We start from the raw sequence: 25,843 nt of genomic DNA, 5'->3' as shown, positions 1-25,843 counted from the left end.
GATGACCTCCGTCCACGAAGGTCATGGGGACCAGGGCGGTCACGGGGGCCAGGGAGGCCACGGCGGGCCCGGCGGTCCCGACGGCGACCTCGTCCTCGGTGCGCTCGGCGCCATGGGCACGCCCCTCGACTGCGCCGGCCACACCCGCCTCGACCTCGAAGGCCCGCAGACCCTGTGGCTGGTGGCCTCCGGCGCCCTGGACCTGTTCGCGGTCGACGCCGGGCAGCAGGGCCACTGGCACCACCTGGGCCGTCTCGAAGCGGGCTCGTTGCTGCTCGGCCCGGTCGCCGGGCCCCAGCACACGCTGGTCGCCCGCCCGCTCCGCGACTGCGTGGTCCGGCGCATCGGCCTGCGCGAGCTGTACCAGCAGGTGAACACCGAGACCTGGTCGTACGACGCGTGGGGCAACCCCCAGCTGGTGCCCCCGCGGACGAGCCCCCTCGAATACGCCCTCGCCCTGGGCGTCGGCCGCGGCCTCTCCATCCTCTTCCAGGCGCCGATGGCCACCGAACAGGCCGCCGCGCCCACCGACGACGACATCTTCTGGATGCAGGTGCCGCCCGGCAGCGTCCAGTACGGCTCGCTGTACGGCGCGGAGGCGGCGGCCGATCTGCTGATGGACCCGGGGGTCTGGCAGAGCATGGTCGACCAGCAGTACCGGCTGCTGGCCACGCTGGACCGCTGGATCGAGCAGCTGGAGCGCACCCACGAGGACCGTACGGCCGCCGGTATCAAGGCCGGTGAGGCCGTACGCGTCCAGGCCGACCGCACACTGCTGGCGTCCATCGGCAAGTCCTCCGCGTCCCGGCGTACCACGGCCGCCGACGCGGACGCCACGTACGCGGCCTGCAAACTCGTCGCCCGGACGGCCGGGATCACCCTGTCCGAGCCCGCGCAGAGCGGCACCGAGAGCGACCGGCTCGACCCGGTGGAACGCATCGCGCTCGCCTCCCGGGTCCGCGTCCGCGCCGTACGCCTCGCCGGGAGCTGGTGGCGGGAGAACGTCGGCCCGCTGGTCGGGCACCGGGCCCTGTCCGGTGCTCCGGTGGCGCTGCTGTGGCGGCGCGGCGGATACGTGGCCGTGCAGCCGTCGTCCGGCCGGGAGACGCCGATCGAGAAGGCGAACGCGGCGGAGTTCGAGCCGCGGGCGGTGATGTTCTACCGGCCGCTGCCCGAACGGGTACCGACCCCGCTGCGCCTGATGCGCTGGAGCCTCCACGGCACCGGCGGTGACATGACGGGCCTGCTGCTCAGTGGCCTGGTGACGGTCGTGCTCGGTTCTCTCGTCCCCATCGCGACGGGCAAGATCCTCGGCGAGTACGTGCCGAAGGCGCAGGAGAACCTGATCGTGCAGGTCTGCCTGGCGATCATGCTCGCGAGTGTGGTGTCGGCCGCGTTCCTGCTGCTCCAGAATCTGACGATCCTCCGCATGGAGGGCCGTATCGAGGCGACCCTCCAACCGGCGGTCTGGGACCGCCTGTTGAGACTCCCCACGAAGTTCTTCGCCTCCCGCTCGACGGGTGAACTGGCCAGCGCGGCCATGGGCATCAGCGCGATCCGCCGCACCCTGGCCGGGGTCGGCCCGGTGGTCGCCCAGTCGGTGACCGTCGGTGCCGTGAACCTCGGTCTGCTGCTCTGGTACAGCGTCCCGATGGCCCTGGCGGCGATCGGGATGCTGGCGGTCGTGGCCGCCGTGTTCCTCGGCCTCGGTCTGTGGCAGGTCCGCTGGCAGCGCCGCCTGGTGGTGCTGAGCAACAAACTGAACAACCAGGCCTTCCAGACCCTGCGGGGTCTGCCGAAGCTCCGGGTGGCGGCCGCCGAGAACTACGCGTACGCGGCCTGGGCGGGCGAGTTCGCGCGCAGCCGGGAGCTCCAGCAGAAGGTCGGCGGCATCAAGAACCTCAACACGGTGCTGGGCACCGTGTATCTCCCCCTCTGCACCCTGCTGATGTTCATGCTGCTGGCGGGCCCGGCCCGGGGTTCGATGTCGGCGGCGGAGTTCCTGACCTTCAACACCTCGGTGACGATGCTGCTCACCTCGGTCACCCAGCTCACCGGCGCGTTCGTGTCGGCGGTCGCCGTGCTCCCCCTCTTCGAGGAGATCAAGCCGGTGCTGGAGGCGACCCCGGAGGTCCGCACGGCCAGCACCCGCCCGGGTGTGCTGTCCGGCGCGCTGGAGGCCCGCCGTCTCGCCTTCCGCTACGCGGACGACGGCCCCCTGGTGCTGGACGACGTGTCCTTCGCCATCGAGCCCGGCGAGTTCGTGGCGATCGTCGGCCCGAGCGGTTGTGGGAAATCAACCCTCCTGCGTCTGCTCATCGGCTTCGACAAGCCGGTCTCCGGGAGTGTCCTGTACGACGGCCAGGATCTGGGCGCCCTGGACCAGTCCGCCGTACGCCGCCAGTGCGGTGTCGTCCTCCAGCACGCCCAGCCGTTCACCGGCTCCATCCTGGACGTCATCTGCGGCACCGAGCCGTTCACGCCCGAGGAGGCGATGGCGGCGGCCGCGATGGCGGGTCTCGCCGAGGACATCCAGCGCATGCCGATGGGCCTGCACACCATCGTGCAGGGAAACGGCGCGATCTCCGGCGGACAGCGCCAACGCCTGATGATCGCCCAGGCGTTGATCCGCCGCCCCCGCATCCTCTTCTTCGACGAGGCCACCAGCGCGCTCGACAACGAGACGCAGCGGACGGTCATCGAGAGCACGCGGGCGTTGAACGCGACCCGCATCGTCATCGCCCACCGGCTGTCCACGGTCATGGACGCGGACCGGGTGGTGGTCATGGAGGACGGGAAGGTGGCGGAGGTGGGGGCACCGGGTGAGCTGCTGGCGAACCCGACGGGCCGCCTGCATGAGCTGGTACGCCGCCAGATGACCTGAGGGCCTCTACTCTCGCCCCCGCCGCCCCTACCCGTCCCGTCCTCCAGGGGCCGCGCCCCTTCGACCCCGAGGGGTTCGTCGTCGGGTGCGGGTGGGTGGGGGCCGGTCGCGCAGTTCCCCGCGCCCCTGAAAAGCAGGGGCTGCGCCCCGTGCTTTTCGGCCCGAAAGGGCCGTAGGCCCTTCAGGGGCGCGGGGAACTGCGCGACCAGCCCCCACCGGACCCGCGCCGGGGGGTCGAAGGGGCAGCGCCCCTGGAGGACGGGACGGGTAGGGGCGGCGGGGGCGGGAAAACCCGCGAAGTCACCTACGGCCGAGTGGAATGCCGTCGCGGCAGAAGCAGCACCGAGGCAACCGGAACCACCGCGAGCACCACCCACGGCACAACCCCCGGCACCTCCGCGTCCATCAAGGCCCCGGCCCCCGCACTCCCCACCAACACGATCAACCCCGAAACGGACGACAGCGCCCCGGTATAGAGCCCGAGCCGCCCCTCGGCCGCAAGATCCGGCACCCACGCCCGCGCGGCCGGAGCCACCAACATCTGCCCCACCGTCAGCAACACCACGAACCCGGCAGCGGGCAACAGCCCCGCACCCCCCGTCCACCCGGCGGGCAGCGCCACGGCCACCACCCCGAACCCGGCGGCTATCAGCAACAGCCCCACCGTCATCGACCGACGCAGATCCAGCCGCTCCGCCACCCACCGCGTCACCGGCAGCTGCGCCGTCACGACGAGCAGCGAGGACAGCCCGAACAGCCAGGCCAGCGCCGACTGCGACCCCGTGGCCCGCTCCACCTCGTCGGGCAGCAGAAGGTACAGCTGGTTGTACGCCAGCAGGTACGCCCCGTACGCGCAGCACAACGCCAGGAACCGCCGGTTGCGCAGCAGCCCGCCGAGGCCCCCCTTCACCTCGACCCGCTCCCGCCCCGGAATGTGCTGGGGCAGCAACCAGACGTGCCCGGCGAGGACGAGGACGAACACCCCGGCCCCCGCGAGGCACACCACGCGGTAGTCCACGGCCAGCAGCAACGCGCCGATCAGCGGCCCGACGAACGCCCCGGCCTGCCCGGCCACCGTGAACAGCGCCAGCACGCTCGTACGGGGACCGCGGCCCGACTCCTCCCACACCACCGCCTGCCGGGCGACCTCGGACTCGACGGCCGGGGAGAACAACGCGGCGGCGAATCCGATCAGCAGAACGGACCCGATGACCGACCAGTCCGCGTCCGCGTACCCGAGCCAGGCGAACCCGGCGATCCGCAGCACACACCCCGCCAGCACCACCGGCCGTACGCCGTACCGGTCGGCCAGCGCACCGCCCACCACGAACAGCCCCTGCTGGCTGAAGGTCCGCAGCCCGAGCACGAAACCGACCATCCAGCCGGCCATGCCGATCGCCGTGCCGAGATGCTCGGCGAGGAACGGCAGCACGGCGAAGAAGCCGATGTTGAAGGCGAGCTGGGTGAGAATCAGCAAGCGAAGCAGCGGATCGAGACGCGCCCAGGTACCGCGACGGGAGGGCTTGCCCTCACACCCCCCGGGCACGTCACGCGGCCCCGGCACCCCGCTCCCCGCCCGCGTCTCCGGCATCTCGTGCGCCGCCCGCGGCCCCGGCATCTCGTGCGCCGCCCGCGTCTCGTTCGCCGCCTGCTGATCGGGCACCTTGCTCGTCACCTTCCTCTCGACCTTCCTCTCGGGCACTTCACCCACCGCTCGTCTCTCCCGCTCCTCGCTCGGCGCCCACCTCGCGGCCGTCTCCCCGGCCGAGCGCCGCCGGGGCGTCCCGCTCGGTCGCCGCTCGGTCGGCTCGGTCATCCGGTCTCTCCGACGGTCGTGGCGACGGCGGGCTCGGGTCGGCGTACGGCTCCGGCGAAGCGGCGGCGCGGCCACCGCACCCCGCCCGCCGCCGTGACCGCCAGCGCGCCGAGGACGGCCAGGGCGGTGGCGGGGGCGAGGACGGCCCAGGGGGCGCGCTCGGCGTAGGGCTGGTTCTCGGCGAGGAGGAGGCCCCATTCCGGGTCCGGCGGCTGTGCGCCGAGGCCGAGGAAGCCGAGGGAGGTCAGGGCGAGGGCCACGCCGGGCAGTCGGAGGAGGGCGTGGCGGGCGACGGGCGGCAGGACGGCGGGGAGCAGTTCGCGGCGGAGCAGATGGGCACCACCCGCGCCGAGCCCCTTCGTGGCCGTGATGTGTGTCGTGGCCCGCTCCTGTTCGAGCAGGGCCGTGGTGTGCGCGGCGAGCGGCACCCAGGCGACGGCGGCCACGGCCAGCGCGGGTGTCGCCGCTCCGCTGCCGGCCACTCCGGCGACGAGCAGGCCCGCGAGGACCGCCGGTACGGCGTTGACGGTGTCGACGAGGGGTCCGCAGAGGCGGGGCAGCAGCCCGAGCAGGACGCCCGTCAGCAGCGCGGCCGCGCTGATCGTGACGGCGAGGGCGAGGGTGGTGAACGCCCCGTGGCCGATGCGGGCCAGGAGGTCGCGGCCGAGCGCGTCGATGCCGAACGGGTGGGCCCAGGACGGGGGTCGGAGCCGGTCGCCGGTGTCGAGGGCGAGCGGGTCGCGGGTCAGGCCAAACACGACGACCGCGAGCAGCAGGGTGCCGTGGAGCAGGGGCGTGCGGCGTGGTGCGGGCGGCTTCGGGCGGTGCAGGGAGTGGAGGGCGCCGTCGCGGAGGGCGGGGCCGATGAGTTGGCGGGCGGCGAGGCGGGCGAGGGCTCCGGCGAGGGCGGCCAGCAGGACGAGGGCGAGGGTGCCGGCCTGGAGGACGGGGAGATCCTGGGCGATGGCTGCCTGGAGGGTGGTGCGGCCGAGGCCGGGGATGTCGAATATCTGCTCGACGGTGACGGCGCCGCCGGTGAGGCCGACGACGAACAGGCCGAGGTTGGGCAGCAGTCCGGGTACACAGCGGCGTACGGCCTGGCGGGCGGTGGCCCGCCCGGGTATGCCGCGTGCGGCGGCGGCCAGTTCCCAGGGCTCGGCGAAGGCGCCGGGCAGCAGGTCGTCGAGCATGCGGCCGAGCAGCGCGCCGGCGGGCAGACCGAGGGCGAGGGCGGGCAGCACCATCCACCGCGGCCCGTACCAGCCGAGCGCGGGCAGCCAGCCGAGATGCACCCCGACGACGACGGCCAGCACGGACGCGGTGAGGAACTCGGGCAGCGCGGCGAGCATCGCGGCCACGCTGCCGCCGCCGCTGCGGTCGTCGAGGCGGCGGTGCGCGCCGAGCCACAGGGTGCGGGCGCAGACCGCCGCGGCCGTGGCCGTCGCCACGAGGAGCGCGGCGGCCATCAGCAGCAGGGAGACACCGAGGGCCTGGACGACGGAGGGGGTGACCTCGGCGCCGGAGATCCACGAGCGGCCCGCGTCACCGCGCGCCAGCCCGCCGAACCACTCCCCCAGCAGCTTCGACGGGCCGGCGTCGAGGCCGAGTTCGTCCCGTACGGCGGCCAGCACGTCCGGCGTGGGATCACGTTCGGCCGAGCGTGCCTTGAGGACGGTGAGCGCCGGGTCGGTGCGCGACAGCCACGGCAGCAGGCCGATGCCGCACAGCAGCGTGGCGGCGAGCAGGGCCCGCCAGAGTGCCCGTATCAGCGCCGGGTCCCCGTTCCGACCAGTGTGCGCTCGTAGGGGTCGAGGATCACGCCCCGCACCGAGCCGGCGACGCCGGTGATGATCTGCTGGTGGACGAGCGGGACGGTGGCGTCGGTGCCGAGGATGGCCGCCTCGGCGTTCATGGCCGCTTGCCGGCGCTTGGCGGTGTCGGACTCCTTCTCGGCGGTGGCGACGGCCCGGTCGACCTTCTTGTCGCACAGCAGGGCGAGGTTGTAGCTGCCGTCGCAGGTGAAGTCGCCGGCGAGGACGGAGACGGGGTCGCCGGTGTCGAGCAGGGAGTTGCGGGCACCGACGAAGGCGTCGAACGTCCCGGCCAGGGCGTCGCTCTCCAGCCGCGAGTACTCGCGGACCTCCAGCTTCACCTTGAATCCGGCCCGGCGGAGCTGCTGTTGCAGCACCTGGGCTACCTCGGGCAGTTCGGGACGGTTGTCGTACGTGGCGATGGTCACGGATGTGCCGTCGGGGTCGGCGGCCTTCGCGCGCCCGGCCGGTTCGACCCGCTTGCCGACGGCCCAGGTCACGGCGGGCCCGAAGACACCGACGCCGGCGTCGGCGTAGCCCTCGTACACGTCCTTGGCGAGGACGGAGCCGTCGACGGCCTCGCGGGCGGCGGCCCGGAGCTTCGGGTCCTTGAAGGCGCCGGACTTGGTGTTGAGGAGGAGGCTGGTGGTGCGGGTGGTGGCCGTCTCGCGCCGGGTGCCCTTGTCGAGGGTGGACGCCTGCGCCACGGGAACGGCCTCCGCGATGTCGACCTGGTCGGTGCGCAGGGCGTTGGTGCGGGCGGAGCCGTCGGCTATGAACTTGGCGTCGATGCCGGAGGCCTGGGCGCGGCCTCCCCAGTACGCGTCGTAGCGGTCCAGGGTGGCCGCGGTGGTGCCGGTGACCTCGGTGACCTCGAACGGGCCGGTGGCCGTGCCGACCGGGTTCACCCGCTTGCCGCCGTAGGCCTTGGCGGACAGGATCGCGAGGCCGGGGCCGGTGAGGCGCAACGGCAGGGCGGGGTCCGGGTCCCCGGTGGTGACGCGCACCTGGCGGTCGCCGCTCGCCTTCGCGGTGAGCGTGATGCCGGAGAGCGCGGCGGTGACCGGCTCGGCCTCGGCGGCGTGGGCGAGGGCGGCGGCGACGGTGGCCGGGGTGACCTCGGTACCGTCCTGGAACGTGGCCTCACGCAAGGTGAAAAGCCAGTTCCGGTCGTTCTCGCGCGTCCAGGACTCGGCGAGTGCGGGAGCCGCGGCGCCGTTCGCGTCCAGCTTGGTGAGGCCCTCGGTGACGCCGAGCCGGCTCAGGAGGGTGGCGTCGGCGCCGTAAGGGGAGAAGTTCTCGGCGGGCGGGAAGGCGAGGGCCACGCGCAGCCGTGAGCCGTCGGCGGAGTCGTCGTCGGACGTGCCACCGCCCGAGGCGAAGCAGCCGGTCAGTACGGGGGCGAGGAGCAGGCCGGCGGCGACGCGACGGCGGCGGGGAGAGCGCATGGTCCTTGGTTCTGTGTGGGGGACGCGGGTGGGGGACGGGAGCGGCGGGTGGGGCGCGACACAGCCTACATGAGAATGATTTTCATCTAAGCGGTGAGAGTGCGGGCCCCCGCGCGCACCGGGATCTCGAAGTGCACGACCCGTTCTCCGGTCACCTCGCGCTCGTCGCACACGGCCACGCCCTGCGAGCGCCAGAAGCCCTCGGCGCCGGGCACCCCGGGGTCGGTGTGCAGGTAGACGGAGCGGTAAGCACCGTCGGCCGCCGCGAAGTCCAGCAGCGCGGCGACCAGCCGCCGGGCCAGCCCCCGCCTGCGATGTTCGGCCCGCACATACACACGGCGCAGCTGGGCGGTCTCGCCGGAGGGGTAACGCTCGGCCAGCCAGCGGGGGTTGGGCGGATGAGCGGGGCCCCGGGAGTCCAGCGCGCCGGTGGCGACGACCGCGCCGTCCCGCCCGTCGACCGCGACCAGGAGGACATGCCGGTCGGGGGCGACGTACGCGCCGCGCAGATCGATGATGTCCTCGTGCCAGCGCGGCACATAGCCCGTGCCGAAGTCGCGGTAGACGGTGTCGAGCATCACCGTACGGGCGCCGTCGAGGTCGCCGGGTCCCGCCACCCTGATGTCATAGTTCTGCACCTGCGCATCATAGGCAATAAGTCTGATCATCCGACCAGCGGTCCGAGCGGCCGACCCTCCACCGGGATGGTGAGCGGTGGCGCACAGTCGCCTCGATGCGCCCCTGTGCCACCAGCCGCCGTGCGGAACACGCGTGTTGAGGCTGCCACCGGGTACTCCGTGGGGCATGCGGATGAGCGTGGTGGATGTGGGATCGAACACCGTGAGACTCGTAGTGGCGGACGCCGAGGGCGGTGTGCCGCTGCCGGTGCACACCGCCAAGTGGCGCCTGCGGCTGTCCCAGTCGGTGCCGCCCGGGGGCGAGGTGCCCGACGAGGCGGTAGGACAGCTGTGCGACGCGGTCACGGCGGCGGCCCGCACGGCGGAGAAATGGGGGGCGTCGACGCCACTGGCGTTCGCGACCGCCGTGGTGCGCTCCGCGCCGAACTGCCGGGACGTACTGCGGACCGTGCGCGCCAAGACCGGGGTGCTGATCTGCACCCTGCCCGGCGAGGTGGAGGCCGAACTCACCTTCCTCGGGGCCCGGCGGTGGATGGGCTGGCGGTCGGGGCCGCTCGCGCTGCTGGACATCGGGGGCGGTTCGCTGGAGGTGGCCTTCGGGCGGGGCCGGCTGCCGGACTTCGTGGCCTCGCTGCCGCTGGGCGCGAACCGGCTGACCCATGAGTTCTTCCAGGGGCAGGACCCGCCGTCGGCGGACAGCATCAAGGCACTGCGGCGCAAGGTCCGTCATCAGCTCCGGGACGTATCGGCGCGCATCCGCTGGGAGGGGCCGCGCACGGCCGTGGCCACCTCGCGCACCTTCCAGCAGCTCTCCCGGTTGTGCGGATCCGCGCCGGGCCGCCACGGGCCCTTCGTGGAACGGGAGTTGAGGTGCGCGGACCTGGGTCTTGCCATCACCCGCCTCGCCTCCCTCCCCGCGGCGGAGCGCGCCGCCCTCCCGGGCATCTCCGCGCCCCGGGCCACACAGAGCCTCGCCGGGGCGCTGGTCGGGCACACCACGATGAAGCTCGCCGGTCTGAAGGCCGTGACGATCTGCCCCTGGGCGATCCGCGAAGGCGTACTGCTGCGGCACATCGAGGACGGCCCGGCGTGGTGGTCGGAGGTGGCGCGGGACATCGAGGACACCGGGCGGGCCGGTTCGAGCGCGCCGGGCGCGGTACCCCTGCGCATCGCCGCACCGGCCCGCTGACCCGACCTCACACCTCCCTTCACGTCACCTCACCTCACCTCGCTGGAAAGAGCACCCTCATGACCCACCACGACCAGCGGAACCCGGACAACAAGCACTACGAGCACGACGGGCACGACGGGCACGACGAGCACAGCGGCCACGACAAGCCCGACACGTCTTGGGACGACGTCCTGCGGGAGGCGGAGCAGGCCGAGACGCGCGTCACCGACTCCGAGAGGTGACGGCGGCGCCGAGGCGAGGCGGGGAGGCGGGCGACGCGGTCACGCCCAACGAGCGCGCACAGGAGGATTCCCACCACGGCCAGGGGGCGATGCGACGATCCCGCACCGCATCCCCTGGCGCGCCCGCACCCCTCCGGCGCGTCCGCGCCGGTCGGGTCGCCGACCTGCGACAACAGACCTTGAAAGTCAATACGCGGAACAGGAATTCACCTTTTCGAGTGTCGTAGATCTTGCGCCGGGTGCGAAAGGGATGGGCGGGTCCGTGCCGGGGTAGTCACCGGGATCGAATGCGCCCTACCCCTGACGAGGTGGAGCCGCCATGACTCCGGATGCCCATGACCGTGCCGCCCCTCGGCCCGAGGACGCGGCCACCGGCCCCGGACCCGGCCCCGGCCCCGGACCCGAGCCGACGGTGGCGGCGAACCCGTACGCCCGCACCCGCCGGATCGGCCCGTTCACCGTGATCGAGGTCGCCGGCGAGATCGACATGGCGTCCGCAGGCCTGGTGGCCGAGCATCTGACGGCCGCCGCCACCGGGTCCGCCGCGCCGGACGTGCTCGTCGACCTGCGCCGCGTCTCCTTCTTCGACTGCTCGGGCCTGCGCGTGCTGTGCCGGGCGGAGGCGGCGGCCACGGCGCGTGGCGGCCGCCTCCGTCTCGTCGCCGACCAGCCCCGGATGTACCGGCTGCTGCGCGCCGCCCGGCTGCTCGGCCGCTTCCCGCCGCTCCCGGACCTTCCGCCCGGTCCCCCTCCGCCGTCCCCGCCGCCGCAACGGCCAAGTCTCAAGTAGCAGTTCAATGAAACGATTGAAGGACCTGCGGCAGGCACACACCGTTCCGGCCACCACCGGCACGGAATCCGAGCGATACAGAAGCGATACAGAAGTGGAGACGCGCGAAGTGAAGTTCCTTCTCGAAGTCGACCTGGACAGCACGGACTGGGACGAGGGCACCACTGTCCAGGAGTTGGAGCGCATCCTGCGCTACTGGGGCGGCAACCTCCGGCACTGCGAGATCAAACCCGGGGACGGCCAGCCCCTGTACGACTCCGGCCATCAGGAGGTCGGCCGCTGGACCGTATCCTCCGAGTGACCGACCGGCGGCCCCCGGCATGCGATGCCGGGGGCCGGCCTGCGGCCCCACTCCGCTTGGCCGGCCCCCGGACGGGGATCGCGTGACACACCGCGACAGGGCTCGCGCTCCCCAGCCACGGGCCCTCGCTCATCACTCACGGGGCCACGCAACCCCCGGTCTGTCGGCCGCGAAGCGGCCTGGTCCTATCCGACGCGGCGGCTAGAAGGCGTACAGGACGCTCGCGGCCGAGTCCTTCAGGCACTCGTTGGCGAAGGTGCGCTCGTACGCGACGCGCTTGCCCTGCCAGACGCCCTGGACGGTGACGATCACGGGGTCGTACTGCTTGCTGCACATCACCCCGGCACGGCCGGCCAGGGCGTCGAAGTCGCCGCCGCTGAGACGGAGTTCGGCGCAGGCGTCGACGGGCGCCGGGTGCGTGCCGGAAGGTTTCGGCGCACAGGTCAGGGTGACCGCGCGCTCGGGGGTGACGGTGGCCGAGGTCTCGCCGTGGCCCATGGTCAGAACCAGGGCCGAGGGGGCGTAGAGCCCGGACGCGGCGGCTTCGGGGGCGGCGAGCGCGGAGCCCGTGAGGGGACCGCAGACGGCGGTGGCCGTCAGGGTGAGAGTCGCTGCCCAACGCGCGGTCTTCGGCATGGTGTGCATCCTTCCGCTCTGTAGGAGTGCCCGGACGGCCCCGTCACATCGGTCGCGTGTACGAAGCCGGCCCGGACGGTGCCGGATCGGCGAGCGCGAGTCTGCCGGGTCCTGGGCCGGAACACACATCGAACCCACAGGTTTCGGTAACTTTGAGTATTGAATCAGTGGCTCGAAGTAACAGAACCCGACCGCGCGAACCCCGATTCTGAGCGGTTCCCGATCGCCACATGATCACGAATGGCCGGATCTCCCCGGCTGAGCAATCGGCCTGAAACATTCCGCTTCCCCTCGCGACCACCCCCCGAACGACCCCCGCGCGACCGGGGGTGATGGACGCTTCATCCACTTCGGCCCCGGAGAATGGACGAAGCGCCCTCTGGTGTCGGCGTGACGGGGCCCCTTAACGTCGCCTCACCCCCCTGAGGACGGCTCCCGCTCCTGTCGCTCACCCTGCGACACACCGGCCCCTCCCGCCCACCGCGCCACGACACGCCCCGCCGCCGGTCCTCCGCTGGAGCCCCCTTGTCCGAGACGTCCCCGACCACCGAGCACTCCCCCGCCGTAGCGCCTCCGCCCCTGACGGAGGTCGAGTCGCACGGCGTCGAGCGCATCCCCGACGCGGACCGCACCGCGACACCGCTCGACCTGTTCCGGCTCGCGTTCGGCGGCGCCAACACGTTCTCCACCTGCGTGCTGGGCGCCTTCCCGATCCTGTTCGGCCTCTCCTTCCGGCAGGGGCTCGCGGCCACCCTCCTCGGCGTCGTCGTCGGCGCGCTGATCCTCTGCCCCATGGCGGTGTTCGGCCCGGTCAACGGCACCAACAACGCCGTCTCCTCGTCCGCCCATCTGGGTGTGCACGGCCGGGTGGTCGGCTCCTTCCTCTCCCTGCTGACGGCCGTCGCGTTCTTCTCCCTCTCGGTGTGGAGCTCCGGAGACGCCCTGGTCGGCGGCGCGCACCGGCTCTTCGGCCTGGAGCGCTCGACACCCTCGTACGTCGTCGCGTACGCCCTCTTCGCGGTTCTCGTCCTCGCGGTGTGCGTGTACGGCTTCCGGTTCATGCTCCTCGTCAACAAGGTCGCGGTGACCTCGGCGAGCCTGCTGTTCCTGCTCGGCGCGATCGCCTTCGCCGGTGACTTCGACCCGTCGTACGCCGGTGTCTTCACGGACTCGGCGGACGCGGCGACCCAGTCGCTGTTCTGGCCGTCGTTCATCGGCGCGGCCCTGATCGTGCTGTCCAACCCCGTGTCGTTCGGCGCGTTCCTGGGCGACTGGTCGCGCTACATCCCGGCGAGCACCCCACGCCGCCAGGTGATCGGGGCCGCGTTCCTGTCGCAGATCGCGACGCTGCTGCCGTTCCTCTTCGGACTGTCCACGGCGAGCATCATCGCGGCGAAGGCCCCGGAGTACGTCGATCCGGCGGCTCCCGACTTCGTCGGCGGACTGCTGGCGATCTCACCGAGCTGGTTCTTCCTGCCGGTGTGTCTGCTCGCCCTGATCGGCGGCCTGTCGACGGGCACGACGTCGTTGTACGGCACCGGTCTGGACTTCTCCTCGGTCTTCCCCCGGCTGTCGCGGGTGCGGGCGACGGTGCTGGTCGGCGTCCTGTCCATCGGGTTCATCTTCGTCGGCCGGTTCGGGCTGGACCTCGTCCGGTCCATCTCCACCTTCGCCACGATGATCATCACCTGCACCACTCCGTGGATGGTCGTGATGATGCTGGGCTTCTGGACCCGGCGCGGCTGGTACGACCCCGAGGCGCTCCAGGTCTTCAACCGCCGCCAGCGCGGCGGGCGTTACTGGTTCGCGCACGGCTGGAACTGGCGCGGCATGACCGCGTGGTGGGTCTCGGCCCTGCTCGGCGTGCTGTTCACCAACATCCCGGGCCAGTTCGTGGGCCCGTTCGGCGACCTCGCGGGCGGCGTCGACATCAGCCTCCCGCTCTCCCTGGCCGTGTCGGCGGTCCTCTTCCTCACTCTGCTCCGCCTGTTCCCCGAACCGCGCGCGGTGTACGGCCCCGAGGGCGCCCGGCTGGTCCGTACGGCCGACGTGCCGGTGCCGCCGATCACCGGGCCGGGGGCACCGACGGACACCGCGGCGCCGGTACTCGCCGCCGAAGGAGGCTGAGGGGAGCCGAGGGGCGGTCACCGGCCCGGCGGGAGCGCGACAGGGCGACCTGGGGCCCCTTCCGCCCCGGCTCCGGCCGACCGTGCGCGTGCTTGGGTGCGTGCGTGCGTGGGTGCGTGCGTGCGCACAACGGTGGACGATGCCCGCCCGGCTCGTCAGGATCGTCGGCGAAACGGGGGCCGCAGGTGGCGGGCGGCGTCGGGGCCGCCGAGGCGCTGCCGCGGGTGGCCCGAGCGAGCGGTGGGCGACCGGCTGACCGTACTCTTCGACAGCGGTGTCCGCGCCGGTCACGATGTCTTCAAGGCCCTGGCGCTCGGGGCCAAGGCGGTACCGCTCGGCAGGCCCTACGTCTACGGTCTCGCCCTCGACGGACGGCCGGGCGTGGAACACGTCATCCGCTGTCTGCTCGCGGAGTTCGACCTCACGCTCGCCCTGTCCGGCCATCGCACGCCCGCCACGATCGACCGTGACAGCCTCGTCGACGGGGCCGTCTGAGGGCCGATGGCCACCCCCGCCGCCCCCTTCTCAGGGGCGCGGGGAACGACGCGGGCTACCACACCCGGCCCGCGCCCTCGCACCGGCCCCCCTCAGAGCCCGAGCCCCGTCAGAAGGTCCGGGAGCCGGACGGACGTCAGGGGCAGCACCGGCTCGTCGCCGGTCCCGGGCTCCGTGTCCGTGCTCGTGTCGTCGCCCACGGACATGATGGAACCGCCCTGTTCGGCATCCGGGGAGGCACCGGGCGCGGGAGAGCCGGACTTCTCCGCTCCCGGCGCCGGGGAGACGTCGTCCGCGTCCGGGTCCTCGGAGATCGGCTCGCTCTCGGGCGTGGGCGCCCCGGAGCCGGAGACGGAGAGGGACTCGGGGCTGGCGGTCACGCCGTCGGTGAGCCAGCGCTGCGTGGTGGAGTCGTCCCGAACCTTGACGACGACGTCGGCCTCGGTGCCCGTGGTGACGGGGGCGACGGCGAGTCCCTCGCTCCACCGGGGCAGCAACTCGCCCTGCACGGTGAAGTCGTAGCGCACGTCGTCGCCGCGCCGGGAGTCCTCGTCGGCGCACTTGTTGAGGACGACCACTCCGGCGTCGACCTGGGAGTCCAGGCACAGTTCCGGGTTGGCGACACTGCGCAGCAGCCCGTCCTCCTCGTAGGACCACTTCTGGGTCCAGGCGGAGTCGCACTCCGCGAGTTCGGTCGAGGCGCCCTTCTCGGCCTTGCCGCCGTGGATGTCGAGGCACAGGTCGGCGGCCTGGTTGCGCAGCCGCGTCTGCTGGGGTGCCGTGGGCCGTCCGGCCATGGCGGGCGGGGTCGGCGACGCGGTGTCGGTGGTGGTGTCGTTGCCGGTGTCCGGCGCCGTGGCGATGCCGCCGGTGGCGCTGGTCGAGGCGGCGGGATCGGCTCCGCTGCCGTCGTCCGAGAGGAACGCGGCACCCAGGACGGCCGCGAGCAGCGCCCCCGAGGAGATGCCGACGGTGATCAGGGCTCTGGGATTGCGCGTTCCGGAGGTGATCCGGCGGCGCTGCGCGGGGATCTGGGAGAGCAGGCGGTGCCGGCCGCCGCTCCCCGGGCGTCTCGAGTTCCCCTTCTGCGGCAACCGGCCGGGCCGGGAGTCGAGATAGCGCCGGGCGCCCCAGCCGAGTACGGCTTCGGCGATGACCCCGCCAAGTCCGCCCTCGAAATGGCTGAGTTGCTCGGCGGCGTAGCGGCAGTAGCGGCACTCCAGCAGATGCTGCTGGACATCCGGCAGCAGAGCGCCACCGCGGCGAATGGGTACGTCCAGCAGGCGGTTGTAGAAGCGGCAATCCTTGGACGGCGCGAGTTCCCGATGGGCGCGGACGCATCCCTCGCGGAATTTGTCGCGCGCCTGCTCCAGTGTGGCCACCGCGCTGTCGGTGTCCAGCCCCAGCAGACCAGTGGGTATGGTTATCATTTCGGCTTCTACTTCGGTGTGCCACAGCAGGCACTGGGCGACCGCCGGGAGCGCCTGGAATGAGCGCTCGACGAGCTTGCGGTTTTCGGGCGTCATGGACTTCGCCGCCCGCATACCGCGCCCGCCCGCGGGCTTCCTCAGATCCGGCAGAACACCGGAGACGCCCCCTTCCGCGGACCACTCCTTGACGGTGTCGCGCGCGGCCACCAGCAGCCGGGGCCGCAGGGCGACGCCCGACTCGCCCCGCATCAGGCCGTCGAGCACCCGGTGAAAGGCGGTCGCGGTCACCATCGAGGCGACACCGGACTGGGTGGCGAGGCAGATCACCGCGTAGTCGTACGTCGACTGCCAGTGCCGTGCCATCAACAGGGCGACGGGATCGCCGGTGCCCCCCTCCGGCCAGCCTCTCAGCCGGGCGGCGAGAGTCTCGTCGGACTCTCCGGGAACCGGCCCGGGAGCGGGCGGAAAAGCGGGACGGGGAGGGTGGGGGGTGTGCACAGAGCGGGTTCCTTCCAAGGCACAAGATGGCACACGGAGTTCTGGCCGCCGCAAAGGGCCCTGGATTGGTGCGTACCTTTTTGGCGGGCGCTGGGAAAGCGGCCGGGGACGGAGCCGCTCGATGACCGTGATCCTTGAGCCTTTTGGGCCCTTCGGCGACCGGAAAAGCCAAGTGGCCTTTCTGACCGGGCCATTGCCCTGCGCAGGAAGTTCACCCTTGCACAAGTTACTCATGACTAACAAGGCGCTTGTGCAACATCCGCATCACTAAAAGCAGGTCAGATGACCGGTACGAGCGATTCCGCTTCGCAGAACGAAGCCTTCCGGTTCCTGGATATTCAAGGGTTCAAGCACCCCGTGTGAAGCGTACGCACACCCCGACCGCCCGCGCACGCTCCCGGCGCACCGACGGTTCGTTGTTCACTTGGGGCGGCCAACTCGGAAGGCCCCGCGCGGAACGGCGGCTCTCCCGCGCGAAACGGGCCGCCGACCTTGATCCTCCCGCCCTCGGTCGGCGGCCCCGGAGACAGGTCGGCTCCGGCTCGCTCAGATCTGCCAGGACCGCAGCCGGTCCGCCGCCCCGTAGACGTCCGTCCTCCCGGAGATCAGGTCGCGCGCGAGGTCCACGAGGGACCCGTACGGCGGGTCGATGCCGACACCGCTGACGAACATGTACGCCACGGCCGTCGCACAGGCGAAACGGGCGTTGGCGGCCGGCAGGGGCTTGAGCACCGCGAGGGTGTGCAGCAGCGCGGCGGCCCGCCAGGCCGGGTCGGAGTCGACACCGAGACGCGGGGGGTCGACGCGATGCCGGGCGACGGCGGCGACGAGCGCGGAGAAGTCGTTGATGGTGGGCTGCTCGGGCATGACCTCTTCGTGTCGCTGGAGCAGCCAGGGCACGTCGATGTGGATGACGGGAGCCATCGGTCAGACGGCCCGTCCTTCCACCTTGGCGGCGGGTTCGTCGTCCGGGAAGGCGGCGGCGAACTCGTCGGCGTGCGCGGTGAAGAACTGCCGGAAGGCCTCCGCGCCCTCCTTCAGCGCCCGGTGTCGCACGATGTCGGCCGCGGCCGCCTCCCGCACGAGCGCCTTCATCGACGTACCGCGCTCCTTGGCGATCTGCCGCAGATCCTCTAGCTCGCGGTCGCTGAACTCCACATTCAGAGCTGGCATGCGCCAACGGTACCGCGCGGGTACTTACTCGTAAATAGCAGCAGGTCAAGTGGCATGTGGCGCGGTACCACAACAGGGCGGCCGACGCCCCGGAGGACGTCGGCCGCGTACAGGGGCAGCGAGGTGTCAGGTCTGGTCCGCCACGAACGAGGCCATGCGGGCCAGCGCCGCGTTCCAGTTGATCGTGTGTTCGTTGGTCGACCAGGACTGGATGTCGTCGATGTAGCAGAACTGGCCGACGCAGCCCTGGAGTTTACTCTGCGCGTAGGGGTCCTGGATGCTCGAGTTGGGGCCGCCCGCGAGGGTGCCGACCGGCGGGTTGGGCTGGTCCGGGTCGAGCTGGTGGGCGTACCAGCGGCTGTGCTGGTTGCGGGCGTCGACCTCGCCGTAGCCGGTGACGTAGGAGATGTTGAGGGCGTTGCGGCCGAAGAGGTAGTCCATGCTCTGTAGCGCGCCCTCGCGGTACTTCGACGCCCCGCTGATGTCGTACGCCGTGGCTATGACGACCGCGTTGTTGAGGATCTGGTGGTTGGAGCCCCAGTCGTAGAGGTTGTTGTCGGGTGCGTACGGCATGCCGTACGGGTGGGCCTTGAGGGTGGCCAGGTAGCGGTCGGCGGCCTTGACCACGGACCGGCGGACCTTGTCACGGCCGGGGAGCCTGTTCGGCACGGTCGCCAGGTCGAGGCGGCCTGCCGCTGCCGTGCGGCCCCAGTCGAAGCCGACGGGGCCGAAGATGTCGGCGGTGTGCACGGGCGAGGTGAGGACGTACTCCCGGAACGCCTTCTCACCGGTGGTGAGGTACAGCTGGGCGGCCGCCCAGTAGAACTCGTCGGTGACGTTGTTGTCGGAGTAGGTGCCGCCGCCGATGCCGTCGCTCTCGGAGGCGTGGACCGCGGGGTGTGCCAGGGCCGCCGCCCAGGCCGTGCGGGCCGCGTCGAGTGTCTTCGCGGCGAACGCGTGGTCGTAGGGGCGGTAGAGGCGGGCCGCCTGTGCGGCGGTGGCGGCGAGGTTCAGGGTGGCCGCGGTGCTCGGCGGGTGCAGTTCGCGCTTCTGCGGATCGTCCGCGGGCATCAGGGGCAGCCCGGTCCACTGCTCGTCGTGGATCTTGTGGTGGGCCATGCCGGCGAGCGGCTGCCCCTTCGGCACCTGCATCCTGAGCATGAAGTCGAGCTGCCAGCGGGCCTCGTCCAGCAGGTCCGGCACCTTGTTGCCGCTCTCCGGGATGTCCAGCGAGCCGTCACCGAGCTTCTCGGGCTCCCCGGTACGGGCGTACAGCGCGCGTTCGTAGGTGCTCAGCACCTCCCAGGTGGAGATACCGCCGTTGACGACGTACTTGCCGTGGTCGCCGGCGTCGTACCAGCCGCCGGTGACGTCGAGCGTGTAGTCGCAGACACCGGGCTGGCAGGGCACGTTCCCGTCGCCCCGGTTGGGTGCGACGTCGACATGCCCTGCGGCGCGGCCGTAGCCGGGGCGCAGTTCGTCGCTGATCGGGGTGCCGCTGCGCTGGGTGTAGTAGTACTTCAGCGAGTCGAGCCGCAGGCGTTCGTAGGCGCCCGGGTCGATGTCGAAGGGGCGGCTGCTCTCGCCGTCGACGACCAGGGTGAAGCCGGTGCCGCGCCCCCGGTACGCACCGAAGTCGATCGCGTGGACGCTCTGCCCGGAGGAGGCGTCGAGGCCGCGCGGGGTGGTCCGCCCGTGGGCGACCACGGCACCCGTGGCGTTCTTCACCTGCCAGGGCAGCTTCCCCGTGGCCTCGGTGACCAGGGTGGCGTTCTTCGGCCCGGCGGGCAGATAGGCGACCTGGTTGACGCGCACCCGGGGCCCGGTGTCGGGCTCGTACACCTCCGGCGGCACCCCGCCGAGCAGCGACACGTCGTCCATGCAGAAGGTGAACGGGTCGGCGTTGCCGCCCACTTGGAAGCCGACCTGGCCCTGCGCGGTGTCGACGGGCGAGGTGAAGGTGTACGCGTACGAGTCGCCCGAGACGTTCAGCTGCGGGCTCACCTCGAAGTACGTGTCGTAGGGGGCCGCCGACAGGCCGACGATGGCCCGCAGGACGTTGCCCTGGGGCGTGCCGGACGCGGAGAAGCTCAACCGGTACGACTCTCCCTTGACGAGGGTGATGTCGTTCTGGCCGACGGCGGCGTCCCAGCGGTTGGTGGTGCCGCCGGGGATGTCGGCGCAGAGGCGGCCGTCGGTGAGGCCGGCGGTGACGTTGCCGGTCGTCCACCAGGGGGCGGTGCCGGTGTCGAAGGTGCCGTTCTTGACCTGTTCGACCTCCTCGGCCTGGGCCGGACCGGCGGGCAGCGCGGTGAGCGCCGCCGCGAGGAGGGCCGTCAGGGCGAGCAGGGTGGTTCTGCGTCGTTTCACGTCTGGGCTCCTCGGGGGAGGTGGGGGCGCACAGCGTTGACGGGTCGTGTCGGATGGCGCAGGGGACCAAGAGGCGTGGGAGCGCTCCCAGATGCGGACGTTGGCCATGCTGTTAGAGACATGACAGCCCGTCAACGGTCCGGACGGGACTGGTTTCCCGTCCGGACCGAAGTGACGTCTCCCCACGCGGTCAGAGTGCGAGGACGTCCAGCCTGCTGATCCGCACGGCGCCGCGCGCCTCGCCCGGATGGCGGCTCGTCAGCGTGAGCCGGATCCGGGAGCCGCGCAGCGGAGCGAAGGTGATCACCGTGGGGGCGTCGGAGGTCGTGGCCCAGTCGGTCTTCACGCCCTCGGCGGGGACGTACCGCTCGCCGTCCCACACCTCCACGCCGACGGCCTCGGGCAGCGTGTGTCCCGCGTCGACGGTGAAGGAGGCCTCGACCCGGTCGACCGTCCCGGCCCGCCCCCAGTCGACCGACACCCAGTCCTCGGGGCGCGCCCCGCCGAACGCGGGCAGCAGTGCGGTGGCCGCCTTGAGGAAGGCGTTGGACCAGCCGGTGGCGGGGTCGCCGTCCAGCATGGCGGCGGGCAGGGTGTCGGGGCGACCGGAGTAACTGGCATCGGCGAAGGGATAGGTCACGGCGGCCGGGTGGTCGGGGGTGAACGCGGCAGCGGGGGTGGTGGACTCAGCGGGCGCCGACGTGGCCCGGACGCCCACCTTCCCGGTCCGCAGGCCCTCCACCCGCGCCGTCACCTTCACCGCACCGGGTTCGACCCCGGACCGTACGATCGCGAGCGCCTTGCCGCCGAACGCGGTACGGGTGGAGGCCTGGTAGCGCTCGGCGCTCTCCTCACGGCCGTTGTCGAGCCCGGCGAGGGACCCTCCTCGCACGTCGAAGGAGATCAGATGCTCGGCGTCGGGGACCACCACGCCCCGGGCGTCGACGATCTCGGCGGTGACGAAGACCAGGGAACGCCCGTCCGCCGCCAGGGACTTGCGGTCGGCGGTCAGGCGCACGGCGTGCGGCCGGCCGGCCGTGCGCAGGACGTCGGTGGCGACGGCCTTGCCGTTCCGGCGCGCGACGGCCTTCAACTCGCCCGGTGTGTACGGCACCTTCCAGGTGAGGTGGAGTTTGCCCGCGCTGCCGTTGGGGCTGGTGTAACTACCGGGGTAGGGGCCGTCGGTGAAGGTCTTGTCGTCGCCGGTCGCCTCGGTGGTCTCCAGGTAGGCTCGCCCGTCCACGGTCTTCTTCTCGTCGAACTTCCTTGTCCCGAGCGACTTTCCGTTCAGGAACAGCTCGACGGTGTCGACATTGGAGTACGCCCACACCTCGACGGTGTCGCCCTTGTCGTGGTTCCAGCTCATCGGCAGCAGATGAACCATCGGCTCGCCGACCCACTGGCTCTGGAACAGGTAGTACATGTCCTTCGGGAAGCCGGCCGTGTCGACCGCGCCGAAGAAGGAGGCCTTCACCGGGAAGACGTCGTACGGCGTGGGCTCGCCGATGTAGTCGATGCCCGACCAGAGGAACTGCCCGGCGAACCACTTCCGGTCGCGGTCCTTCTTGTGGCCGTACTCACCGCTCATGGTCCAGGAGGCGAGGTTGTTGTCGTACGACGAGACGCCCCGCTTGCCGGGGGTGTGGTTCTCCCCGGTGTTGAGGTGTTCGGGCTCCTGGTAGACGCCTCGCGTCGAGGTCTCCGAGGACGACTCCGACTCGAAGAGGAACAGGTTCGGGTAGCGGGCGTGCAGGGCGTCCACCGACTTGGCGGTGTTGTAGTTGAGGCCGAGGCCGTCGAGCTTGGCCAGGATCAGATCGCCCGGGGTGCCGGGGGCGGGGACGCTGCGGTGGCGGTGGGAGCCGATCACGACGGGGCGGGTGCCGTCGGCGGCCTTGACGGCGGCGATCAGCCGGTCCGCCATGGCCAGGCCGGAGGTGGAGGTGAACTCGGAGACCTCGTTGCCGATCGACCACAAGAGGACGGCGGGCGAGTTGCGGGCCGCCTCCACCATCTCGGTGACGTCCCGGTCGGCCCACTCGTCGAAGAAACGCCCGTAGTCGTAGCGGGTCTTGGGGCTCCTCCAGCAGTCGAAGGCCTCCACCATCATCACGATGCCCAGCTCTTCACAGACCTCGATCATCTCCGGCGAGGGCGGGTTGTGGGAGGTGCGGAAGGCGTTGACACCCATCGACTTCATGATCGTCATCTGCCGGCGGATCGCGTCGGCGCTGACGGCGGCCCCGAGCGCGCCCAGGTCGTGGTGGAGGTCGACGCCCCTGATCTTGTGAGCGGTGCCGTTGAGGTGGAAGCCCTCGTCGGGGTCGAAGCGGAAGGTGCGGATGCCGAAGGGCGTGCGATGGGTGTCGGTCGTTCTGCCGCCGACGCGCAGCTCGGTCCTGAGGGTGTAGCGGTGCGGGTCCGCGAAGTCCCACAACCTCGGCTCGCGAACGGTCAGTTCGTGGGTCTCGGTCGCGGTCTCGGTGTCGGTGACGGCGACCGTGGAGGAGGTACGGGCGACCGTACGGCCACGGGCGTCGACGATCCGGGAGACGACCTCGACGTCCGCTCCGGCGCCGGAGACGTTCACCACGGAGGTGCGGACGCGGACGAGGGCACGCTCGTCGGTGATGTCCGGCGTGGTGACGTACGTGCCCCAGCGCGCCACGTGCACCGGGTCGGTGACCACCAGGCGGGCCTCGCGGTAGATGCCGCTGCCGGAGTACCAGCGGCTGCTGGGCAGGCGGTTCTGGACCTTGACCGCGATGACGTTCTCGGTGGTGCCGTCGGCGTGCAGCAGGTCGGTGAGGTCGAAGGCGAAGCCGGTGTAGCCGTAGGGGTGGCGGCCGACCTCGGTGCCGTTGCAGTGGACGTACGAGTCCATGTAGACGCCGTCGAACTCGACGGAGATCCGTTTCCCGGCGAGAGACGGCGGCAGGGTGAAGGTGGTGCGGTACCAGCCGAGGCCGCCGGGGAAGAAGCCGGTGCCGCTGGTGGTGCCGTGCCGGGTGGTCGGGGCGAGTTCGATGCTCCAGTCGTGCGGGACGGCGACCCGACGCCAGCCTGAGTCGTCGAACGCGGGCTTCGCGGCGTCGGCGTACTCGCCGGTCGGGTCGGTGATGCCGTCCGGGTCGACGAGGGCGAAGCGCCAGCCGTCCCGGAGCGGGACGGCCCGGCCGGCGGACGAGGGTCTCGCCCGGGGGCCGGCGGCCGCGGTGCCCGCCAGTGCTCCCACCATCGGGGCGGAGGTGCCCGCGATGAGTAAGGACCTGCGTGTGACGGTCATGGTGTTCCCTTCGTCGAACGTGCGGGTGGACGTTCCGGGGAGCCGTGAAGCGCAAGGCCCCACAAGCCATCACAATTGATCGTGACCAAACAAAATCTGACGACGCGGCTCAGAGACGTCAAGAGCCCCTCACCTCACTCGGGGAACACGGGTGCGACAGATCCCGGGGGGAATACGGTTTCCAGTCCGCTTTCCCGGCGGAGCACATAGGCTTGAATTCACCCGTAAGCCCGTTCGGTCCGGCGGAATGGAACTCGCGACGATGAGGAGCCGCAAGGTAACGCACGGTGATGCCCCTGCGTATGCCCTGGACGGTGCCGCCACGGCGCGGGCGGCCATGGACGGCGACGGCACGATCGTCGAGTGGAACGAAGGCGCCAGACGCCTGCTGGGCTGGCCCGCGGCGGAGGTCGTGGGACGCCCCGCCGAAGAACTGCTCGCTCCGGGGCACCCTTTCCTGCCGCCCTCGCCGGGCAGCCCCAGCTGGAGCGGCACGCTCACCCTGCGTCACCGCGACGGCCGGACAGTGACCGCCTGGCTGCTCGCGCACCACCGCAGCCCGAAGGACGGCGACAGCACCGGTGGCTGGCTGGTTCTCTGCCCGCTGGACGACCCCGGCCCTCTGAAGCAGGACGATCCGCTGGCGGCGGCGGTCATGGTCCAGTCACCGTGCGCCATGGCGGTCTTCGACGACCGGCTGAGGCTGCGCGGCATCAACGACGTGATGGCGGACGCCGTGGGGATGCCCGAGGAGAATCTCCGGGGCCTGCACATGTCCGAGATCGTGGGCGGCCGGCGCGGCGAGCAGCTGGAGCAGCAGTTGCGCGAGGTGCTCGCCCTGGGCCGGCGCAAGGACGTGCAGACCTTCCTGCGGGCCGCCGACGAGAACCGCGCCCACGCCTGGTCGGCGGCGATCGCCCCGCTCATGGACGACTCCGGGGTGCCGATCGGGGTCTGTGTCACCGGGCACGACATCACCGAGCAGTACCTGGCACGGCAGCGGCTCCAGCTGGTGAACGAGGCGAGCATCCGCATCGGCACCACCCTCGACGTGCGGCGCACCGCCCAGGAGCTGGCCGACGTGTGCGTCCCGGTCCTCGCCGACTTCGTCAGCGTCGACCTCATGCAGTCCCTCGACCACGGCGACGAACCGCACGAGGGCCCGCTCTCCGCGCCGTTCACGCTGCGCCGCGCCGCCCATCAGTCGGTCACCCCGGGCTGCCCCGAGGCGGTCGTCGAGGTGGGCGGCACCGACGTCTACCCGGCCACCTCCCCGCAGGCGGCGTCCCTGTCGGTCGGGCACACGATCGTGGCGACGGACCCGGCGAACACGCTGGTGGACTGGCTCGACTGGGACCCGATACGCAGCCGACGGGTCAAGGAGCTGGGCGTCCACACCACCATGTCGGTGCCGATCCGGGCCCGGGGCACGACCCTCGGGGTGGCCGTCCTGACCCGCTTCAAGCGGCTCGACCCGTACACCGCCGACGACGAGCTGCTGGCCGAGGAGGTCACGGCCCGGGCCGCTGTCTGCATCGACAACGCCCGCCGCTACTCCCGCGAGCGGGAGACCGCCCTCGCCCTCCAGCGCAGCCTGCTCCCCCAGACCCTCCCCCGCATGCCCGCCCTGGAGGCGGCCTCCCGGTATCTCCCGGCGGCGCAGGCCGGGGTCGGCGGCGACTGGTTCGACGTCATCCCGCTCTCCGGGATGCGGGTCGCCATGGTCGTCGGCGACGTCGTCGGCCACGGCGTCCAGGCCTCCGCCACCATGGGCCGCCTGCGGACCGCCGTACGCACCCTCGCCGACGTCGACCTCGCCCCCGACGAACTGCTGACCCACCTCGACGACCTCGTCGTACGGCTGTCCGCGGAAGCCGGCAGCGAAGGCGTGACCGGCGAGGTCGGCGCCACCTGTCTGTACGCCGTCTACGACCCGGTGACCCGCCGCTGCACCTTCGCCCGTGCCGGGCATCCGCCGCCGGTCGTGCTGGACCCGGACGGGCGGCCGATGGAGGTGGAAGTGCCGTCGGGACAGCCCCTGGGCCTCGGCGGACTTCCCTTCGAGTCCGCCGAGCTCGAACTGGCCGAGGGCACGGTCATCGCCCTCTACACCGACGGGCTGATCGAGACCCGGGACCGGGACATCGACGCCGGTCAGGAGCTACTGGCCCGTGCCCTGTCCGGCCGCAAGGGACCACTGGACGACATCTGCCAGGACGTCGTCCAGTCCCTGCTCCCCGCGAACGGCGCCCCCGACGACGTGGCGCTGCTGCTGGCCCGTACCCGTGGGCTCAGGGCGGAGCGGGTCGCGACCTGGTCGATACCCGCCGACCCCGCGTTCGTCGCCCGGACCCGCCAGTACGTGCTGACGCAGATGGCGTTGTGGGGCATCAGCGAGTCGGCGTTCACGGCGGAGCTGGTGGTGAGCGAGCTGGTCACCAACGCCGTCCGGCACGGCGCCCCGCCGATCCAGCTGCGTCTGATCCACGACGACACCACCCTGATCTGCGAGGTGTCGGACGGCAGCGGCACCGCCCCGCATCTGCGCCGGGCCAAGACCTTCGACGAGGGCGGTCGCGGTCTGCTGCTGGTGGCCCAGCTGACCCAGCGGTGGGGCAGCCGGCACACCGAGGACGGCAAGACGATCTGGGCGGAGCTGACGCTGTCGGAGGAGTGAGAAGGGCCTCACCGTAGGGCCGCACGCGCGTTCGTCGACGGGCCGGGGGC

Annotated in this window: 17 protein-coding genes and 1 pseudogene; 8 read left to right on the top strand and 10 right to left on the bottom strand. The window is 71.8% G+C overall.

Translation table 11 applies throughout. The features are described 5' to 3' along the window. Nucleotide 1 precedes the first annotated feature (1 nt). Nucleotides 2–2,884, top strand: coding sequence for an NHLP bacteriocin export ABC transporter permease/ATPase subunit (locus OG272_RS44180; RefSeq protein ID WP_405895869.1), 2,883 nt, complete (start codon nt 2–4; stop codon nt 2,882–2,884). A gap of 304 nt (nt 2,885–3,188) precedes the next feature. Here OG272_RS44180 and OG272_RS44175 read toward each other — a convergent pair whose 3' ends face one another. From OG272_RS44175 to OG272_RS44160, 4 genes are all read right to left on the bottom strand, one after another. Beyond that, nucleotides 3,189–4,475, bottom strand: a complete 1,287-nt coding sequence (locus tag OG272_RS44175; RefSeq protein ID WP_405896134.1) for an MDR family MFS transporter — start codon at nt 4,473–4,475, stop codon at nt 3,189–3,191. Between the two features lie 221 nt (nt 4,476–4,696). Next, nucleotides 4,697–6,166: an ABC transporter permease subunit gene (locus OG272_RS44170; RefSeq protein WP_405896133.1), complete on the bottom strand. Its 1,470-nt coding sequence runs from the start codon at nt 6,164–6,166 to the stop codon at nt 4,697–4,699. 299 nt (nt 6,167–6,465) lie between these two features. Further along, the gene (locus OG272_RS44165; protein WP_405895868.1) at nt 6,466–7,959 is read right to left on the bottom strand and encodes an ABC transporter substrate-binding protein; all 1,494 of its coding nucleotides are present in this window, start codon (nt 7,957–7,959) and stop codon (nt 6,466–6,468) included. Nucleotides 7,960–8,045: 86 nt separating this feature from the next. Further along, entirely contained in the window at nt 8,046–8,597 is a 552-nt protein-coding gene (locus OG272_RS44160) for a GNAT family N-acetyltransferase (RefSeq protein WP_326574117.1), read from the bottom strand. A 166-nt stretch (nt 8,598–8,763) separates the two neighbouring features. On the opposite strand from OG272_RS44160, the gene OG272_RS44155 reads away from it, so the two are divergent. The 4 genes from OG272_RS44155 to OG272_RS44140 all read left to right on the top strand — a co-directional run bounded on the left by OG272_RS44155 (nt 8,764) and on the right by OG272_RS44140 (nt 11,101). Next, on the top strand, nt 8,764–9,786 hold the full coding sequence (locus tag OG272_RS44155) for a Ppx/GppA family phosphatase (protein WP_327726474.1): 1,023 nt from the start codon (nt 8,764–8,766) through the stop codon (nt 9,784–9,786). A gap of 59 nt (nt 9,787–9,845) precedes the next feature. Then, nucleotides 9,846–10,010, top strand: a complete 165-nt coding sequence (locus OG272_RS44150) for a hypothetical protein (RefSeq protein WP_405895867.1) — start codon at nt 9,846–9,848, stop codon at nt 10,008–10,010. 319 nt (nt 10,011–10,329) lie between these two features. Beyond that, a complete protein-coding gene (locus tag OG272_RS44145; protein ID WP_405895866.1) occupies nt 10,330–10,800 on the top strand; it encodes an anti-sigma factor antagonist in 471 nt (156 codons plus the stop codon). A gap of 109 nt (nt 10,801–10,909) precedes the next feature. Further along, entirely contained in the window at nt 10,910–11,101 is a 192-nt protein-coding gene (locus tag OG272_RS44140; protein WP_326585499.1) for a hypothetical protein, read from the top strand. A 201-nt stretch (nt 11,102–11,302) separates the two neighbouring features. On the opposite strand, the gene OG272_RS44135 is transcribed toward OG272_RS44140, so the two are convergent. Next, nucleotides 11,303–11,737 (bottom strand): protease inhibitor, encoded by a 435-nt coding sequence (locus tag OG272_RS44135; RefSeq protein ID WP_326574120.1) that lies wholly within the window; start codon nt 11,735–11,737, stop codon nt 11,303–11,305. Between the two features lie 525 nt (nt 11,738–12,262). Here OG272_RS44135 and OG272_RS44130 point away from each other — a divergent pair. Further along, a complete protein-coding gene (locus OG272_RS44130) occupies nt 12,263–13,864 on the top strand; it encodes a cytosine permease (RefSeq protein ID WP_327726477.1) in 1,602 nt (533 codons plus the stop codon). A 53-nt stretch (nt 13,865–13,917) separates the two neighbouring features. Further along, nucleotides 13,918–14,359, top strand: a pseudogene (locus tag OG272_RS44125) (alpha-hydroxy-acid oxidizing protein); the annotation flags it as partial. A gap of 92 nt (nt 14,360–14,451) precedes the next feature. Here OG272_RS44125 and OG272_RS44120 read toward each other — a convergent pair. The 5 genes from OG272_RS44120 to OG272_RS44100 form a co-directional block, all read right to left on the bottom strand. Beyond that, on the bottom strand, nt 14,452–16,287 hold the full coding sequence (locus OG272_RS44120; RefSeq protein WP_405895865.1) for an RICIN domain-containing protein: 1,836 nt from the start codon (nt 16,285–16,287) through the stop codon (nt 14,452–14,454). A 546-nt stretch (nt 16,288–16,833) separates the two neighbouring features. Further along, nucleotides 16,834–17,211 (bottom strand): toxin Doc, encoded by a 378-nt coding sequence (locus tag OG272_RS44115; protein WP_326574123.1) that lies wholly within the window; start codon nt 17,209–17,211, stop codon nt 16,834–16,836. A 3-nt stretch (nt 17,212–17,214) separates the two neighbouring features. Then, on the bottom strand, nt 17,215–17,460 hold the full coding sequence (locus OG272_RS44110; RefSeq protein ID WP_149830721.1) for a hypothetical protein: 246 nt from the start codon (nt 17,458–17,460) through the stop codon (nt 17,215–17,217). A gap of 126 nt (nt 17,461–17,586) precedes the next feature. Beyond that, complete coding sequence (locus tag OG272_RS44105; protein WP_405895864.1) at nt 17,587–19,830, bottom strand: glycoside hydrolase family 9 protein; 2,244 nt, start codon at nt 19,828–19,830, stop codon at nt 17,587–17,589. A gap of 190 nt (nt 19,831–20,020) precedes the next feature. Continuing rightward, nucleotides 20,021–23,116 carry a glycoside hydrolase family 2 TIM barrel-domain containing protein gene (locus OG272_RS44100; RefSeq protein ID WP_405895863.1) on the bottom strand — a complete coding sequence of 1,032 codons (3,096 nt, stop codon included), beginning with the start codon at nt 23,114–23,116 and terminating at the stop codon, nt 20,021–20,023. Between the two features lie 262 nt (nt 23,117–23,378). On the opposite strand from OG272_RS44100, the gene OG272_RS44095 reads away from it, so the two are divergent. Then, entirely contained in the window at nt 23,379–25,793 is a 2,415-nt protein-coding gene (locus OG272_RS44095) for a SpoIIE family protein phosphatase (protein ID WP_327726481.1), read from the top strand. Nucleotides 25,794–25,843 lie beyond the last annotated feature (50 nt).

Source organism: Streptomyces sp. NBC_00104 (genome assembly GCF_045160825.1).
In the GTDB taxonomy this organism is placed as follows: Bacteria; Actinomycetota; Actinomycetes; order Streptomycetales; family Streptomycetaceae; genus Streptomyces.
Note: the sequence above shows the minus strand (reverse complement) of the source record. Positions and strands in the feature narration are given on the sequence as shown.